Annotated in this window: 15 protein-coding genes and 2 pseudogenes; 8 read left to right on the top strand and 9 right to left on the bottom strand. The window is 70.9% G+C overall.

Annotation, left to right across the window (positions count from 1 at the left end; genetic code table 11):
* Positions 1-1,105: 1,105 nt before the first annotated feature.
* From AB0I51_RS40270 to AB0I51_RS40260, 3 genes and pseudogenes are all read right to left on the bottom strand, one after another.
* Positions 1,106-2,266, bottom strand: a pseudogene (locus AB0I51_RS40270) (ABC transporter ATP-binding protein); the annotation flags it as partial.
* A gap of 283 nt (positions 2,267-2,549) precedes the next feature.
* Complete coding sequence (locus AB0I51_RS40265) at positions 2,550-2,993, bottom strand: hypothetical protein (protein ID WP_362983353.1); 444 nt, start codon at positions 2,991-2,993, stop codon at positions 2,550-2,552.
* Between the two features lie 335 nt (positions 2,994-3,328).
* Positions 3,329-3,964 (bottom strand): annotated as a pseudogene (locus tag AB0I51_RS40260) (ATP-binding protein); the annotation flags it as partial.
* 216 nt (positions 3,965-4,180) lie between these two features.
* Between AB0I51_RS40260 and AB0I51_RS40255 the strand changes: the two are divergent.
* Positions 4,181-5,041: a helix-turn-helix transcriptional regulator gene (locus tag AB0I51_RS40255; protein ID WP_362983352.1), complete on the top strand. Its 861-nt coding sequence runs from the start codon at positions 4,181-4,183 to the stop codon at positions 5,039-5,041.
* Complete coding sequence (locus AB0I51_RS40250; protein ID WP_362983351.1) at positions 5,042-5,296, top strand: DUF397 domain-containing protein; 255 nt, start codon at positions 5,042-5,044, stop codon at positions 5,294-5,296.
* Between the two features lie 61 nt (positions 5,297-5,357).
* On the opposite strand, the gene AB0I51_RS40245 is transcribed toward AB0I51_RS40250, so the two are convergent.
* Positions 5,358-6,224: a helix-turn-helix transcriptional regulator gene (locus AB0I51_RS40245; protein ID WP_362983350.1), complete on the bottom strand. Its 867-nt coding sequence runs from the start codon at positions 6,222-6,224 to the stop codon at positions 5,358-5,360.
* Positions 6,225-6,380: 156 nt separating this feature from the next.
* Here AB0I51_RS40245 and AB0I51_RS40240 point away from each other — a divergent pair, with 156 nt between their 5' ends.
* On the top strand, positions 6,381-7,160 hold the full coding sequence (locus AB0I51_RS40240) for an NAD(P)H-dependent oxidoreductase (protein ID WP_362983349.1): 780 nt from the start codon (positions 6,381-6,383) through the stop codon (positions 7,158-7,160).
* 220 nt (positions 7,161-7,380) lie between these two features.
* Here the strand turns inward: AB0I51_RS40240 and AB0I51_RS40235 are convergent, their stop codons facing one another.
* Positions 7,381-8,856 (bottom strand): PLP-dependent aminotransferase family protein, encoded by a 1,476-nt coding sequence (locus AB0I51_RS40235; RefSeq protein ID WP_362983348.1) that lies wholly within the window; start codon positions 8,854-8,856, stop codon positions 7,381-7,383.
* Positions 8,857-8,902: 46 nt separating this feature from the next.
* Between AB0I51_RS40235 and AB0I51_RS40230 the strand changes: the two genes are divergently transcribed.
* Positions 8,903-9,388, top strand: a complete 486-nt coding sequence (locus AB0I51_RS40230) for a carboxymuconolactone decarboxylase family protein (protein WP_362983347.1) — start codon at positions 8,903-8,905, stop codon at positions 9,386-9,388.
* Positions 9,389-9,397: 9 nt separating this feature from the next.
* On the opposite strand, the gene AB0I51_RS40225 is transcribed toward AB0I51_RS40230, so the two are convergent.
* The 3 genes from AB0I51_RS40225 to AB0I51_RS40215 all read right to left on the bottom strand — a co-directional run bounded on the left by AB0I51_RS40225 (position 9,398) and on the right by AB0I51_RS40215 (position 12,491).
* The gene (locus tag AB0I51_RS40225) at positions 9,398-10,885 is read right to left on the bottom strand and encodes a glutamate synthase subunit beta (RefSeq protein WP_362983346.1); all 1,488 of its coding nucleotides are present in this window, start codon (positions 10,883-10,885) and stop codon (positions 9,398-9,400) included.
* A 188-nt stretch (positions 10,886-11,073) separates the two neighbouring features.
* Positions 11,074-11,553 carry an anthrone oxygenase family protein gene (locus AB0I51_RS40220; protein ID WP_362983345.1) on the bottom strand — a complete coding sequence of 160 codons (480 nt, stop codon included), beginning with the start codon at positions 11,551-11,553 and terminating at the stop codon, positions 11,074-11,076.
* 233 nt (positions 11,554-11,786) lie between these two features.
* Positions 11,787-12,491, bottom strand: a complete 705-nt coding sequence (locus tag AB0I51_RS40215; RefSeq protein ID WP_362983344.1) for a DUF2293 domain-containing protein — start codon at positions 12,489-12,491, stop codon at positions 11,787-11,789.
* A gap of 198 nt (positions 12,492-12,689) precedes the next feature.
* Between AB0I51_RS40215 and AB0I51_RS40210 the strand changes: the two genes are divergently transcribed.
* The 3 genes from AB0I51_RS40210 to AB0I51_RS40200 all read left to right on the top strand — a co-directional run bounded on the left by AB0I51_RS40210 (position 12,690) and on the right by AB0I51_RS40200 (position 14,362).
* On the top strand, positions 12,690-13,343 hold the full coding sequence (locus tag AB0I51_RS40210) for a uridine kinase (RefSeq protein ID WP_362983343.1): 654 nt from the start codon (positions 12,690-12,692) through the stop codon (positions 13,341-13,343).
* Between the two features lie 54 nt (positions 13,344-13,397).
* Positions 13,398-13,790, top strand: coding sequence for a PPOX class F420-dependent oxidoreductase (locus tag AB0I51_RS40205; RefSeq protein WP_362983342.1), 393 nt, complete (start codon positions 13,398-13,400; stop codon positions 13,788-13,790).
* 143 nt (positions 13,791-13,933) lie between these two features.
* Positions 13,934-14,362: a CBS domain-containing protein gene (locus AB0I51_RS40200; RefSeq protein ID WP_362983341.1), complete on the top strand. Its 429-nt coding sequence runs from the start codon at positions 13,934-13,936 to the stop codon at positions 14,360-14,362.
* A 33-nt stretch (positions 14,363-14,395) separates the two neighbouring features.
* On the opposite strand, the gene AB0I51_RS40195 is transcribed toward AB0I51_RS40200, so the two are convergent.
* Complete coding sequence (locus tag AB0I51_RS40195; RefSeq protein WP_362983340.1) at positions 14,396-15,523, bottom strand: magnesium and cobalt transport protein CorA; 1,128 nt, start codon at positions 15,521-15,523, stop codon at positions 14,396-14,398.
* Between the two features lie 257 nt (positions 15,524-15,780).
* On the opposite strand from AB0I51_RS40195, the gene AB0I51_RS40190 reads away from it, so the two are divergent.
* A complete protein-coding gene (locus AB0I51_RS40190) occupies positions 15,781-16,575 on the top strand; it encodes a methyltransferase domain-containing protein (RefSeq protein WP_362983339.1) in 795 nt (264 codons plus the stop codon).
* The last annotated feature ends 39 nt before the right edge of the window (positions 16,576-16,614 follow it).

Here is a 16,614-nt window from a genome sequence, read left to right as displayed (position 1 = left end):
GGGGCATCGCCCCCATGCCGTGCCGACGTTGTCGCCGCGTCCGGGGTGCCGCATGCGGTGACTCGGTGGCGGGCACCGAGCAGGGTGATGGCCCGGCACGTCGCCCATACAGATGTCGTCGCCGACATCTGCCCCGAACTGACGTCAAAAATAGGGCAGTTGGCCGAGCATGGGGTCGAAGGGCGGTAGATCGCCCTCGACCCCAGGCGTGGTTTCGCCCACGCCCGGAAGACTACTGGGCGCTGCTCACCCAGCTCGGCGCGGTTCGGGACGGGCTTTCCCGGAGTTCCGAGGCGGCGACGGCGCTGCTCACCGAGATCGCCCCGCGGAGTGACGAGCACCGCGAGAACTTCATGATCGAGTTCCGGCAACCCTATGTCGGGCCCCAGGCCGCGGGCTCCGCAGTGATGCTGCGCGTCGACGACTGCCCGATGCGCCCCGCCCAGAACCGAATCGGGATCACGACCTACGACTGCGCCCCGGGGCGGTCGTGCACAGAGACCCGCTCGTGCAGGTGACCGGTGACAGCCCGGAAAGGGTGGCCCAGCATGCGCTCGGCGCCCTCTGAGGGCGCGGTTTGTGTGCCCAGAGGTCGGCTGGCGGTCGGATAGGCGTGGGGGTGATCGGGCAGTGAGAGCTGTTCCGGTGCCCTGGTAAGTGCACCGGGCTGCGGGATGAGTGAATCGAGGGCACTGATCGGGCGGCCCGATCATGACGCTACCGCTTCGTCGGGGCCATGCCGGGCGGGTAGCCCTTTGCCCGGAGCCAGGTGTCGACTGCCAGAGTCACGATGTCTCCGTGCGGTACTCCGGTGTCGGTGTTGTACCGGGGGATCCGGCGCTGGAGCTGGAGGGCTTCGGGGGCGGCGTAGTTGAGTTGTCCGCGTTTGGTGTGCGGGTTTCTGATGACGTCGAGAGTGTCCGGATGCGGCGTAAGGGTGTCGTCGGTTGGTTGGAACTCGGCGTCGAGCGCATCGGCGATTTCACGCAGCTGGCGGGCGTAGGGGAGTGGTCAGGCACGAGAGCTGCTTCGGTCGGTCCGGCTAGGCGGATAGCTATCCGCCTATTGGGCTATTGGATTAGTCGGCACGAGGGGCGGCCGCCCAACTGAGCGTGACGTCGTCGAGCGCGGGACGGGTGGACTCGCCCGGGTAGCTGAACGTGACGTTCTCGAAGCGGATCTCCCGCGGCTCTTCGGGCAGCTCCGCCCCGCCGACCGGAATCGCCCGCTCGGCCGCCTCCTCGTACAGCTTCTGCAGATCGCCCACGAACAGGGCCTCCTCGTGCAACTGGTTCACCGCAAGCACCAGCGTGTCGAGGCTCCCGGAACCGGTGCGGATCGCGATCACCGCCGTGCCCGCCACCGACAGCGCCATCGCACCGGACAGCAGCAGCCCGCCCAGCGTCGCGTACGTCGCCGCCGTCGCCAGGCCCGTCCAGGTCGCCGCGATCGGACCGGTACGGGCCGCGAGCCTGGCCAGCCGGGCCTGCTCCGCCTCCGCGCTCTCCGACATCGCGTGGAAGTGGCGCAGCAGGAACGGGCCGACCCCGTGCACGCGGATCTCCGGAGCCGCCTCCGGTTCGGTGAGCAGACCGCTGATGAGATGGCCGGCGCGGGCGTGCTGCACCCAGATGTGGAACGACTCGTAGCGGCGGCGCGCGTTGGTCAGGGCGCCCCACGCGCTCGGCAGCGTCATCGTCACCAGCAGCGGGAGCAGCGCCGGATGCAGCACGGTCAGCACACCCGCCGCCGCGATCAGCGAGATCACCGCGTTCATCACCCGCGTCGCCAGCGAGATCATCCGGCGGGCCGAGGAGGCACCGTACTGCGCGGTGTCCAGCAGCTTGTGGAACGCGTGGTCCTCGATCGCGGCCAGCTCCACGGCCGCCGCCCGCTCCAGGTACAGCTCGGTGGCGACCCGCTCCACCTTCGGCTCCAGCCGGCCCGTCGCATACGTCGACGCGGCCCGCAGCAGCGCGCCCACCAGCAGCACGGCGGCCATCGTGACCAGCGCCGGCACAGCGCCGCGCAGCCGGTCGGCGATCGCGCCGCCGGTGATCAGCCGCCCCAGCACGCTGTTGACCGCGAGCAGACTCACCGCCTGCGTGACACCCCGGCCCCTCTCGGCGGCCAGCACGATCCGCGCGGCCCGGGGATCGGCCTGCCAGGCCAGCCGGAAACTCGACCCCAGCATCGCCGGCAACCGCGTCACCATGGCCCGGAAGCCCAGCTCCAGGAACGCGTCGGTGTGCTGGTTCCACCCCATGTCGTAGCGCAAGGGCCCACCGAAGAGCAGCTGCTCCGACGCGGACGGCCCCGCCTGCCCCGAGTCACCCTTGCTTCCCACCGTCGACCTCCCCCGATAGCGGACGAACGGCCACTGTCTCGGGGCGGGGCGGTCGGGGGCAGGGCGCACGGAGAAGAGATCGGGCGCGCGGGCGTACGCGCCCCGCAAGGGGTGCGGGGCTGTGTCGATATGCGGCTCCGCCGCGTGGGCGCGACCAGCCCCCACCGGACCCGCAGCCAAATCCGCAGCCGCCCCGAGAGCGCTACGCGCTGATGGGCCGAGACCAGGAAGGCGTAGCCCCCGTAACCCGGCACACAGCCAGATACAGCGGAATCGGCGGCGTGTACGGCAGCTTGCCGTCAGGCCGATGAATGAGGCCGGGCGCGCGCGGCGCGTCGGGCACCAGCGCGCCGGTGGTGTACCGCGCCGGCGCCGGCCAGTCCAGCGCGTAGTCGGAGTCGGACGGCACGATCCACCACCAGTGCGCCTCGTCGGCGTAGACACAGCCGACGCGCGGCAGGCGGGGCAGGACCAGCGGTCCGAATCGCGCGGGGACCGCCACGGCGTCGCAGCCGAGCGGAGCCGTCATGCCCTCGGGGACGGGCAGTCGCCGGGGCATGCCCGGTCCGTGCAGCGCGCGCCCCAGACGGACCAGCGTGTCGAGACTGAGTACCTGGCCGGGACCGGAAGCGCCGCTCAGACCCATTCGACCCCCGACCCGAAGTCCCCGAACCCGACGGCACCCCCGGTACCCGCCGTGTCCGCGGAGTCCGGGAGGTCGCCGGCGTCCAGGTGGCCCCGGCCTCTGGAGGTTCCTGTGTCCTCCCGGCCCGGCTCCCCGAAGTGTCCGGCGACCTCCCGGCTCCGGTGTACGGAGCCGGTCCCGCTGCCGGGACCCACCCCGTTTCCGTGTTCCCGGCTCCCGAAGCCGCCGAGATCCAGGTCTCCGAAGTCGCCGGCACCCCCATGCCCGCGGGGGGCATCCCCATGCCCCCGTCCCGGAAATACGCCCAGATTCTCGAAGGCCCCGAAGTGTGCCGTCGCCTCGTCCTCGTCGCCCGTACCGCCAGACGGCACCGGTTTGGGTCGTGCGCCCCACCCCAGGTCGTTGCGCGGTACGGAACTGCCGTGGCCGGGGGCCGGGTGGTGGCCGTGGGTCGGGTCGGCCTGCCGGGGCAGGTCGGCCCAGACGAGCAGGCCGGGTCCGTGTTCCTGAGCGCCCCAGGCCCGGCACAGCGCGTCGATGAGAAACAATCCCCTCCCGTGCTCCTCATCGGGCCGCTGCGGGGACGGATGCGGCTCGCCAGGAGCACAGCCCTCGTCACGGACGGCTATCCGCACCAGGTCGCCGCCGTCGTGCAGCTCGCAGACTATGTGCCTGCTCGCGGTGTGCACGATGGCGTTGGTGACCAGCTCGGAGACGACCAGAACCGCCGTGTCGCAGGTGTCCTCGCACACGGACCAGCCGGACAGCCGGGCCCGCGTCAGGCGTCTCGCCTGGGCAGGGGAACCCGGATGGGCGGCCAGCTCGAACCGGAACCGGCGCTCGGCAGCGGCCCCACCTGGGGCGGCTCCCGGGGCGGCACCGAGACCGAGGCGGCCTGCGGTGGCGTCTGTTCCTAAGGGCGCGGACGGAATCACGCTTGCCACTATCGCCCCGCCGTGAACACTTGGCAAGTGTCACTATGAAAAATGCAGAGTGCCGTATGACGCTCTGCACGGTCGTGGCACACTGCTCGCAACAGAACGTCGCGCGGCGCCAGTTGGAATCTCCGGAGGTCTGTCCCGATCTTCGAATGAGTCTTCGAATGGCGCCGCAGGGCTGTCAGGATTCAACCGCCGGGCTCATTCGCCGTACGGGACTCAACGGGACTCATTGGGGGGAGGTGGAGCGTGAGCGAGCCGCGGTCCGCACCGACGGTCGGCCAGGTCGTCCTCGGCCGGCGCCTGCTGGACCTGCGGGAACGCGCCGGGCTCAAGCGCGAGGAGGCCGCCAAGGTCCTGCGCGTCGCGCCCGCCACCGTCCGCCGTATGGAGATGGCCGAGGTCTCCCTCAAGATCCCGTACCTCCAGCTCCTCCTGAGGTCCTACGGCGTCTCCGACGAGGAGGCCGTGGCCTTCGTCCAGCTGGCCGAGGAGGCCAACAAGCCGGGCTGGTGGCAGCGTTTCCACGACATCCTGCCCGGCTGGTTCTCGATGCACGTCAGCCTGGAGGGTGCCGCCGCGCTCATCAGGTCGTACGAACCGCACTTCGTGCCAGGGCTGCTGCAGACCGAGGAGTACGCGCGCGGTGTGCTGCTGTCCGGTGCCATCGGCCAGACCGAGCCCGACGAGATCGAGCGCCATGTCGCGCTGCGCATGCAGCGCCAGGACCTGCTGACGCGTCCGGACGCGCCCCGCTTCTGGGCCGTCATGGACGAGACCGTCCTGCGCCGCCCGGTCGGCGGCCCGGAGGTGATGCGTGCCCAGATCGACAAACTGCTCGACGCCACGAAGCTGCCCAACGTGACCCTGCAGGTCGCCCCGTTCTCCTCGGGGCCGCACCCGGGCACGTACGGGCCCTTCGTGCTGTTCCGATTTGCCATGCCGGAACTGCCGGACATGGTCTACAGCGAGTACCTGACCGGCGCCGTCTATCTGGACGCGCGCGAAGAGGTGGCGACCCACCTCGAGGTCATGGACCGCATGGCGGCGCAGGCCGCTACGGCACATCGCACGAAGGAGATCCTCAAGGATCTCCGCAAGGAGCTGTGAATGGATCGCATCAAGCCGCGTATGAGCGTCTACAACGGTATGCCCGCGCGGGACTTGGGAAGCGAAGGCTGGCACAAGCCGTGGAGCGGCGGCAACGGCGGCAACTGCCTGGAGGCGATGAAACTCGCCGACGGCCGGATCGCCGTCCGTCAGTCCACCGACCCGGACGGGCCGGCACTTATCTACACCACCGACGAGATGACGGCCTTCATCAAGGGGGCGAAAGCGGGCGAGGCGGATTTCCTGCTGTCCTGACCCGGCCTGTGACCCAGCTGTGCTGAATGCTTTTTCCTTGTCGAACCTGATTATTTCGGTATCAGCCACCATTGGTTCTGATTGAATCCGTCGATTCTGTTGGGATGGGATGCGCCCCATCGCTGTCCGCGCCCAGGCTCCCGAGCAGGCGCAGCCCGTCCTCGGCGGGGCTGCCGGGGGCCGCGGACAGCACCAGCAGCTCCATACCTGATTCGCCCGGCAGCGCGAAGTTCTCCTGATGCAGTTCCAGCAGTCCGACCAGCGGATGCCGGTACGCCTTGCGTCCATGGGTGCGGGCGCGCACGTCCGCGCGGGCCCAGAGGCGGCGGAAGCGCTCGCTGCCCATCGCCAACTCACCGATGAGCGAGGCCAGTCGGGGGTCCTCGGGGTATTTGCCGGCGGCCAGACGCAGATGCCCGACCACGTCGAGGGTGCATTTCTCCCACTCCGCGTAGAGGCCGCGCCCGGCCTCCTCCAGGAAGATGTGCCTCGCGGTGTTCAGGCCCGGCAGCGGCCGGCCGAAGAGGAGCCCGGCGAGGCGGTTCCCGGCGAGCACGTCCAGGTGGTGGTCCATGACCAGCGCGGGTGCGTCGGCGACCAGGCCCAGGACACGCAGCAGCTCCGGCCGGACCCGCCCGCCCGGAGCCTTCGCCCGCCGGCGGCGCTGCCGGGCCAGCCGGTACAGGTGCCCGCGCTCGGTCTCGTCGAGGCCGAGAACGCGGGCGAGCGCGTCGAGGATCTGCCCGGAGGGCTGGGTCGCGCGGCCCTGCTCCAGGCGTACGTAGTAGTCCACGCTCACACCGGACAGGTGCGCGACCTCCTCGCGGCGCAGCCCCTCGACCCGGCGACGACTGTCCGCGGGGATGCCGACGGCCGCCGGGTCGACCCGGGAACGCCGGGTCCGCAGGAAGCCCGCAAGATCGTCCATGTCCCCAAGTATCCCCAAGTGTGGCCTCGGCCAAGACACTTGAAGGTGGTCTTGCCAATACCAGGAAGTCCCGTCCGGCGGAAGGGGCGCCCCTGTACCACGCGGCCCCGGGCGGCCGAGCATCTGTGGCGACACACCTTGCCGAAGGGATCAGCCATGAAGACGCTCATCGTCTACGCCCACCCCGAGCCGCGTTCGCTGAACGGCTCGCTGAAGGACCTCGCCGTGTCCACTCTCGAGGCCGCCGGGCACGAGGTGCGGGTGAGCGATCTGTACGCGATGAACTGGAAGGCCGTGGTGGACGCGGCGGACTTCGGCGAGCACGCCACGAACCCGCTGCGGGTGGTGCCGAGTTCGGCCGGGGCGTACGACGCCGGCGCGCTCACGCCCGACGTGGCGGCCGAACAGCGGAAGCTCCTGTGGGCCGACACGGTGGTTTTCCAGTTCCCCATGTGGTGGTACACCATGCCGGCAATCCTGAAAGGCTGGGTGGACCGGGTGTTCTCCTTCCACTTCGCGTACGGAGTCGGAGTGCACGACGAGACGCGGTACGGCGAGCGTTTCGGTGAGGGGACGCTGCAGGGGCGCCGGGCGATCCTGTCGGTGACCGTCGGCGGCCCTCAGTCCCACTACACGGACCGCGGGATCAACGGTCCGATCGAGGACCTCCTGTTCCCGATCCACCACGGGATCCTGTACTACCCGGGCGTGGAAGTGCTGCCACCGTTCGTGCTGTACGGCACCGACAAGATCACCGACAGCGACTTCGAGGACGCCGCGAAGGCCTGGCGGGAGCGGCTGCTGTCGCTGGAGACGACCGAGCCGATCGCGTTCCGGCGCCAGAACTTCGGCGACTACGAGATCCCGTCACTGCGCTTGAAGGAGGGCCTGGAGGTCCCCGGCCGCAAGGGGTTCGGCCTGCATGTGCGCGCCTAGCCGCCGACGTGGGCGGGCGTCACCGGTCACAGAGGGCGGGCGGGCGGCTTCGTCGGGCGATCCCGGTCAAGGCCGGTCGAGCCCGGTCAAGGCCAGGGTGAAGGCGCCCGCGATCGGCGGAAGCGGCGGGCGGGACGCGGCTCGGGCCGGGGCGGGAGACGTTCACGCCGTACGTCCACGGCGGTGGGCAGCACTCGCGGTCTCCGCGGTATCCGCGGACTCATCCGGTGGACGGGAAATCCGTCGCGCCGGGCGGGAGCACCTCGCACAGCGCCTCCAGCGCAGCCCCGAACCTGGCCTCCGAGGGCGTCGCGTACCCCACGACGAGACCGTCCTGAACCGCTGCCCCCGGCACGGTGGTCGCCGCCTCCGGATGCCGGAACGCGGCCAGCCCGTCCAGCGCGACGCCCTGCCACACTGCGGCCTTCAGCGCGGAGCGTTCCGTGCCGGGCGGCAGCCGCAGCACTGCGTGCAGGCCCGCGGCGACCCCGGTGACCTCGATGTGCGGGGCCCGCGCGGCGAGCGCCGCGACCAGGCGGTCACGGCGGCTCCGGTAGCGCTGCCGCATCCGGCGCACATGACGGTCGTAGGACCCCGATGTGATGAAGTCGGCCAGGCTCAGCTGGTCGGGGACGCTCGCCCAGGCCTCGCGTTCGCCCTTGGCCGCGCGTACGCCCTCGACGTACCGCTCCGGCAGGACCATCCACCCCAGGCGCAGCGCGGGGGACAGGCTCTTGCTGACCGAGCCCAGGAGGATCACCCGCTCCGGGTCGAGGCCCTGGACGGCGCCGACGGGCTTGCGGTCGTAGCGGAACTCGCCGTCGTAGTCGTCCTCCAGGACCACCCCGCCACGCGCGCGTGCCCAGTCGATCACGGCGGCCCGGCGCTCGGCGTGCAGAGGTCCGCCGGTGGGGAACTGGTGCGCGGGCGTGAGCAGTACGGCCCGCTCGTTCGCCAACTCGTCGACGCGCGCGCCGTGTTCGTCGACCGGCAGCGGCACGGTCCGTACACCGGCCGCGCGCAGCAGCTCCCGGTGGAAGCCGAGTCCGTACGCCTCCACGGCCAGCGGTCCGCGCAGCACCCCGCCGCCGCCCCGGCCGAACAGCAGCCGCAGCCCGTGCGCGAAGCCGGAGCAGACGACGATCCGGTCGGGTGCGGTGCGTACGCCACGCGCGCGTGCCAGGTATTCGGTGAGCGCCTCCCGCAACTCGACCCGGCCGGCCGGGTCGCCGGGCCCGAACACCTCGTCGGGCGCCTGCTGGAGCGCCCGCCGGTAGGACGCGAGCCAGGCCGCGCGCGGGAACGCCGACGCGTCGGGCGTGCCCTGCCGCAGGTCGTGCCGGGGCGCACGCGCGCGTGGGGGTGCCGTAACCGGGCCGTTCCCGGCGTGCCGCGTCGGCTGCGCCCGTAGCGGCCGGGTTCTGTCGGCGACCCGGGTGCCCGACCCCTGGCGCGCGGTCAGCCAGCCCTCCGCGACGAGTTCCGCGTACGCGTCCGCGACCGTGTTGCGGGCGACTCCGAGATCGGCGGCGAGCGAGCGGTACGGCGGCAGCCGGGTGCCGGGGGCGAGCCGCCCGCCGCGCACGGCCTCCCGCAGCGCGTCGATGAGGGCGGCCCGCCGGCCACCACCGCCCGACAGCTCCAGATGCAGATCGGCCCCGATCCGCTCCGCCGAATTGACCCACGATTCCGCCATAAAAATGCACCCTACAATGGGTCTTTCCGGCTCGTAGATTTGTCGCATGACGACGAACGCGAACGCTCCTGCCGGCACCATGACGACCCGCCTCGACCTCGCGCGCTCCGCCCCGAAGGTCTTCCGCGCCCTCATCGGCCTCGACGCCGCCGCCCGCGAGGGTCTCGCCCCGGCCCTGGTCGAGCTCATCCAGATCCGTGCCTCGCACCTCAACCACTGCGCCTACTGCCTCCACATGCACACGAACGACGCCCGCAAGGCCGGCGAGAGCGAGGACCGGCTGCACATGGTCGCCGTCTGGCGCGAGGCCCGGCACTTCTTCACCGAGCGCGAGCAGGCGGCCCTCGCCCTCACGGAGTCGGTGACCCTGGTGGCCGACGGCGGCGTCCCGGACGACGTCTACGCGCAGGCGGCCGCCCAGTTCGACGAGGAGGAACTGGCCCACGTCCTGTCCCTGATCCTCACGATCAACACCTGGAACCGGGTGGCCCTGTCGACGGCGAAGGTGGCGGGCACGGACCAGCGACGCTGAGGCGGTCCGTCACACCGTCATCGGCCGGTCGTACGGCCCGATCGGCGCCGGCAGCTGCGAACTGCCCGTCAGATAACGGTCGACGGCCGCCGCCACCGCCCGCCCCTCCGCGATCGCCCACACGATCAGCGACTGGCCCCGCGCCGCGTCCCCCGCTACGAACACGCCCCGCGCGCTCGTCGCGAAGTCCGCGTCCCGGGTGATCGTGCCGCGCGGTGCCATCGCCAGCCGCAGCTGATCGATGAGCCCGTCCGCCCGGTCGGGCCCGGAGAACCCGAGCGCGAGCAGCACGAGATCGGCGGGCAGACTGCGGCCGGAACCGTCCAACGGGCGCCGCTCCGCGTCCACTTCGACCAGATGCAGGGACCGCACCCGCCCGTCCGCGTCACCCTCGAAGCGGAGCGTGGACGCCGCGAACAGCCGAGCGTCCGCGTCCGCCGCGGGCGCCGTCTCCAGATCCCGCGCCTCCTCGTGCGCGGCCGACAGCCGATAGATCTTCGGATACGTCGGCCAGGGCTCCGCGTCCTCGTCGCGCTCGGCGTCCGGCTGGGCGTAGATGTCCAACTGCGTGACGGACGCGGCCCCTTCACGCACCGCCGTGCCGAGACAGTCGGCCCCTGTGTCGCCGCCGCCGACGATGACGACATGTTTCCCGGCGGCGGACATCGGGGACTCGGCCAGGTCTCCCTCGCACACCCGGTTGGCCAGCGGCAGATACTCCATCGCCTGGTGGATGCCGGTCAACTCCCGCCCAGGCACGGCTAGTTCACGCCACGCCGTCGCTCCCGTGGCGATCACCACCGCGTCGTAGCGCGCCCGCAGCTCGGTCGCTCCGACATCCCGCCCGACCATCGTGGACGTACGGAACTTCGTGCCCTCGGCCCGCATCTGCTCCAGCCGTCGTTCGAGATGCCGCTTCTCCATCTTGAACTCGGGGATGCCGTACCGCATCAGTCCGCCCAGCCGGTCGTCCCGCTCGTACACGGCGACCGTGTGCCCGGCGCGCGTCAACTGCTGTGCCGCGGCGAGGCCGGTGGGCCCGGAGCCGACCACCGCGACGGTCCGCCCGGACAACCGGTCCGGCGGCCGGGGTGGCGTGAAACCATCGGCCCACGCGCGGTCGGCGATGGCCACCTCGACGTTCTTGATGGTGACCGCGGGCTGGTTGATGGCGAGCACACACCCGGCCTCGCACGGCGCCGGACACAACCGCCCGGTGAATTCGGGGAAGTTGTTGGTGGCGTGCAGCCGGTCGGCCGCCGCCCGCCAATCCTCCCGGCTGACCAGATCGTTCCACTCGGGGATCAGGTTGCCGAGCGGACAGGCGTCGTGGCAGAACGGGACACCGCAGTCCATGCACCGGTCGGCCTGTCTGCTCACGATCGGCAGCAGCGCGCCCGGGACATACACCTCGTCCCAGTCCCGCACCCGCTCGTCGACGGGCCTGCGGGGCCACTCCTCGCGGGGAGTGGTCATAAAACCCTTGGGATCGGCCATGGCGGTCTTCCTCGCGTCCGCATGCGACAGGCCGTGCGTCATCGAGCGGCACTCTTTCAGCCACGATAAGGCCCCCCGGCCGAGCGCGCAGAGTGGGCGAGACCGCTTTCTCAAGGGGGTTTCCGCAGGCTTGTGCCGCCCTTCCCCGTTGTTTCTCAGCCCGCGCCCAGTTGATCTTGGGGCTTCGCTCAGGCGAGAGCCAGAATGTAGACCAGCGCGGCGGCGGCCGAGGTCACCGCGCGGACGTGATTCCACATCGTCCACTCGCGTACGTACGACGGCCAGTACGCGGCGGCCTCCGGGGTGCCCGGGTCCAGCTTCAGCAGGGCGTCGTTGCGGGGCACGTTCGCGACGAGGGTCAGCCCGAACGACCCGAACAGATACAGCGCGCTGCCCAGCAGCAACTCCACGGTCCCCCGGTCCGGCCACAGCACGAACGTCACCACCGCGATCACCGCGCACACCAGAGCCGAACCGGCGAACAGCAGCATGAACGCCGGAGTCATCGCCGTCCTGTTGATCGCGTTCATCGCGGCGACACCCTGCGCGGGCGGCAACTCGGCCAGCCCCCGCACGACCAGCACGGAGAAGGCACAGAACACGCCCGCCATCACCCCGGTCGCGAGCACCCCCAGAACCGTCAGAGCGAAATACGGTTCACCGATCATGCCGACACCAACTCCCGCCCGTAGAGCCGAGATCCTGCCCACCACCAACCATCACGACAAGTCGAACCCATCCCCGTCCGCGCAACCATGGCCGAGAATCGCCGGACCATTCGCGCGCGTCCAGGACGCCGAACACCGCCCGCCCGCCGATACCGGGCCTACACCCGCCAACACCGGCCTGCACGGGCCGACATCAGGCGACACTGGTGGGCACCGGCCGACACCGGTGGACGTCATCCCGGGGCAGCCCGCCAGTCCCGCAGCACCTGCTCCACCCCCGTCGCGATCCGCCGTCGTGCCTCGTGTCTCGGCACCCCGCTCATCAGCAACTGGTCGTACGGCGTGTCCACATGCCGTACGGACGCCGCCACCGCCGAGACCACCGCGCCCTCGGACAACGCCCGTCCCGCCGCGCTCCGCCCCACCCGCCCGCTGCCCCGCAGCGAGGCGTGCGCGGCGATCGTCCGGGCCCGCTCCTCCGGACAGCCCGGGAACAGCTGTCGTATCTCCGCCGCGAACGCCTCCGTGAACCGCACGTCCTCCACGGCCCGCCGCCCCGCGTCCCGCACCCGGCGCCGCCGCCGTGCCTCCGCGTCCGCCAGGCACCGCTCCTCGGCCCGGGCGAGCCCAGCCTCCTCGACGAGGACGCCCTGCCGCTCGTACCGGCTGTGGCGCCGGTTGAACCGCACGACCACCGCCGACAGCGCGCTCTCCTCCCGAGCCCTGCGCGTCAGCGCCGTGTCGCCGCGCGGCAGGAACACCAGATGCCCGAGGTCGGCACAGTCGAGACACCGCGACACCCCGCCCTCGACGACCAGCAGCGTCAACGGCCCTCGACGACACCCCGCACAGTGCCGTCTCCTGAGCGGCTGGACGACCACAAGTCCGCCGACGACCACAAGTCCGTTGCGGGTCGGGGGAGTCGAGAGCGATGCCATACGAGATCCATTCCCTGCCACCGGCCACCTCTCTCCTGTTCTTCTCTCTCCTGTTCTTCTCCCTCCTGTTTCTTCTCCCTCCTGTTTCTTCTACGTCCGCCGCCCGTGCGCCTCGCACGGAACAACACCGACACCCGCGTCCGGTGCCCGCCCGCCGAAGCCACCGCGCGACACCTCCGGGCCGAGGCCTGACGCATCATGGGCCCTGTGCGACTGGAAGCGATCACCTGGGACCGGCTCGGCGACCTCCTCGCCGAGCGCCTGCTCGAACTGAAGCCGGCCGACGGCGGCCCCTGGCCGCGCATTGCCTTCGACGGTGCCCCGGCGGCCCGCCCGGGCGACCTCGCCGAGCGGGTCGCGGAGGCGCTGCGCCTCCGCGGCCGTTCCTCGCTCGTCGTCGGCACGGAGGGCTTTCTGCGCCCTGCCTCGCTTCGCCTGGAGTACGGGCACCAGGACGCCGACGCCTACTACGACGGCTGGTTCGACACCCGGGCCCTGTGGCGCGAGGTCTTCGGCCCGCTCGAACCGGACGGCGACGGCCGTGTCCTGCCCGACCTGTGGGACCCGACCGCCGACCGCGCCACCCGCAGCCCCTACGTCCAACTCCAGCCCGGCGCCCTTCTGTTGCTGCACGGTCCCTTCCTCCTGCGGCACTGGTTCCCCTTCGACCTGACCCTCCATGTCCTCCTCTCACCGGGCGCCCTGCGCCGCCGTACCCCCGAGGCCGAGCACTGGACCCTTCCCGCCTTCGAGCGTTACGAGGACGAGGCCGATCCGGCGGGCGCGGTGGACGTCCTGGTGCGTGCCGACGATCCACGGCACCCGGCGTGGGGCGGGTTGCCCAAGAGTTGAGCGACTCGACCCAAGGGCTTGTTATATGCGCGTGCATTTAGTTAGGGTGTCGGTATGCCGATCTTCGACGAGTCCGTCCGCGCCCTGCTCGATGGCAAGAACTTCGCCAGCGTCGCCACTCTCCGCCCCGACGGCGCTCCGCAGACCTCAGTGGTCTGGATCAAGCGCGAGGGTGACACCGTCGTCTTCTCCTCCCTCCAGGACCGTCAGAAGGTGCGCAACCTCCGGCACGATCCCCGCGTCAGCCTGTCGGTGTTCGACCTCGCCAACCCCTATGCCTCGGTCGAGATCCGCGGTACCGCCGAGGTCCTCCCCGACCCGGACAAGCGGCTCCCGCACGAGCTCTCGCACAAGTACCTCGGCATCGACCCGCCCGGCGAACGGGACGACCAGGTGCGGGTGATCGTCCGCGTCGTGCCGCGGAAGATCGTGGGCTTCCAGGTCTGAGCGCCGTCCCGGACTTCCCGCCGGCGCACCGGAAGTCCCGACCGTCCGGGTGCGTTCGCCCCGCCGCGCGGCGAGAATGTAGGGCGCCGGGACTAGCGGAACGTTCTGTGCCGCGCCGGCCGTCCGGCACCGGGAGGTACTTCATGACCACCGCCGGAGACATCATGCACCGGGGCGCCCAGTGGATCCCCGCCCATGAAACCCTGGACCGCGCCGCCCAGCTGATGCGTGAACTGGGCGTCGGAGCCCTGCCCATCAGCGACGAGAACGAACGGCTCTGCGGCATCCTCACCGACCGGGACATCGTCGTCGGCTGTGTGGCCGTGGGCCACGATCCGGCGAAGATCACCGCGGGCGAGATGGCCCAGGGCACGCCCCGCTGGATCGACGCCGGCGCCGATGTCGGCGAGGTGCTCCAGGAGATGCAGGGGCACCAGATCCGCCGGCTTCCCGTCATCGAGAACAAACGCCTCGTCGGCATGATCAGCGAGGCCGACCTCGCCCAGCACCTGACGGAGGAACAACTCGCAGGGTGGGTCGAGAGCGTCTACGCCCGGAGCGGCATGCGCTGAACCGCCGGACGGTTCCGGTTCAACGGCTGCCTCTCAGAGCCAGCCGTTGCGCCGGAAGCCCCTGTACAGCGCCAGACAGGCCAGGGTTATCACGCCGAGGACCAGGGGATAGCCGAACCGCCAGTGCAGCTCCGGCATGTGGTCGAAGTTCATGCCGTACACACCGCACACCATCGTCGGCACGGCGATCACCGCGGCCCAGGCCGTGATCTTCCGCATGTCCTCGTTCTGCGCGACCGTCACCTGGGCGAGGTGCGCCTGCAGAATCGAGTTGAGCAGTTCGTCGAAGGACGCGATCTGCTCCTTCGCCCGCAGCAGGTGGTCGGAGACATCGCGGAAGTAGGCCTGTATCTCCGGTCCGACCACCCGCATCGGCCGAGTGGACAACGCCTCCAGCGGGCCGCTGAGGGGGACCACTGCCCGCTTCAACTCCAGCAGTTCACGCTTGAGTTGGTAGATACGGCCCGGGTCCGCCCGTGCGCCGTTCTCAGCGAACACGTCCGTCTCCACCTGGTCGATGTCCGCCTGCACCGAGTCCGTGACGCTCAGATAGTCGTCGACCACGTGGTCCGCGATCGCGTGCAGCACCGCGGCCGGCCCCTTCGCGAGCTGCCGGGGGTTCGACTCCAGTTCCTCCCGCAGCGGCCCCAGTGAGCCGTGCCGTCCGTGCCGCACGGTGATGACGAACTCGGCGCCGACGAACACCATGATCTCGCCGGTGTCCACGACCTCGCTCGTCGCCGTCAGCTTCTCGTGCTCTACGTAGCAGACCGTCTTGAACACCGCGAACAGCGTCTCGCCGTAGCGCTCCACCTTCGGGCGCTGATGCGCCTCGACCGCGTCCTCGACCGCCAGCGGGTGCAGGTCGAAGAGTTCGGCGATGCCCGCGAACTCCTCGTTCGTGGGCTCGTGCAGACCCAGCCAGACGAACCCGTCGTCCTTCTTGCGCACCCGCTCGACGGCGTCCACCAGATCGCCGCCGACCGGGACCCGGACGCCGTCCTGATACGTGACGCACTTCACCACCGAGGAGCCCAGAGGTGACCGGGCGTGGTGGCTCAGGTCGACCCGCGGGCGCCGCCGCGCCAGCCGCGCCACCTTGCGGAGGCCGCCGACCCTGCCGAGGCCCGTGACCTTCCGAAGATTCCCTGCCATGGACATCCGGATCTCCTTGCGTGGATCCCCTCGCATCGCATTTCTGCGCCTGGCGTGCCAGTTTGCCAGGCCGGCGTGAGCGACGGGTAAGCCTGTGGGAACGGATTCCTCCGCTTTGTTCCCGCCTGTGGACGAAGCCGTGTGTGCGCCTCGTTCCCGCTGCGGACGAAGCCGTGCGAGAGCGGGCGCACGGCCGTGGCAAGGCGTTCCGAACCGGAGCGTCGCCCCCTCCCGAGAAGCGGAGCAACTGGGATGATCGCGGCATGACGCGATCCGACGGGTATCTCCTCGACAACCGGCAGTCCGAGGCGGGGCAGCGCTTCGACGCCTTCGCCACGCTCTTCGACCCCACGACGTTCCGGCACCTGGAGGGATTCGGCGTCGGACCCGGCTGGCGGGTCTGGGAGGTCGGCGTCGGAGGTACCTCGGTGGTGTCCTGGCTGGCCAAGAAGGTCGGACCGACCGGGAAGGTCCTCGCGACCGACATCGACACCTCCCAGGTCTCCTCGGTGGCCCGCCCGCCGATCGAGGTGCGCGTCCACGACGTGGGCGCCGAGGAGCCGCCGGGGGAGGGCTTCGACCTCGTGCACGCCCGACTGGTCCTCGTCCATGTCCCGGACCGGGAAAGGGCGTTGCGCTCGATGATCAAGTCCCTGCGCCCCGGCGGACGCCTCCTGATCGAGGACGCCGACCCCGCCCTCCAGCCCCTGCTCTGCCCCGACGAACACGGCCCCGAGCAGCAACTCGCGAACCGTCTCCGCAACGGCTTCCGCGCCCTCCTCGCCGACCGCGGCGCCGACCTCTCCTACGGCCGCAAACTCCCGCGCCTGCTCCGCGAGGCCGGCCTGCGCCGGGTGGAGGCCGACGCCTACTTCCCGGTCACCTCACCGGCGTCCGCCGCCCTGGAATCAGCCACGGTCCGCCAGATCCGCGACCAGCTCGTCACCGCGGGCCTCGCCACGGACGAGGACATCGACCGCCATCTGGCCAACGTCGCCTCCGGCACGATGGATCTGGCGACGGCACCGATGATCTCGGCCTGGGGGCGGAAGGGGTAGGCGGGGAGCGGGAGTTGGTGCCGGGTGGGCGCGGGGGCG

It is taken from the genome of Streptomyces sp. NPDC050549 (genome assembly GCF_040655035.1).
GTDB lineage: Bacteria > Actinomycetota > Actinomycetes > Streptomycetales > Streptomycetaceae > Streptomyces.
Note: the sequence above shows the minus strand (reverse complement) of the source record. Positions and strands in the feature narration are given on the sequence as shown.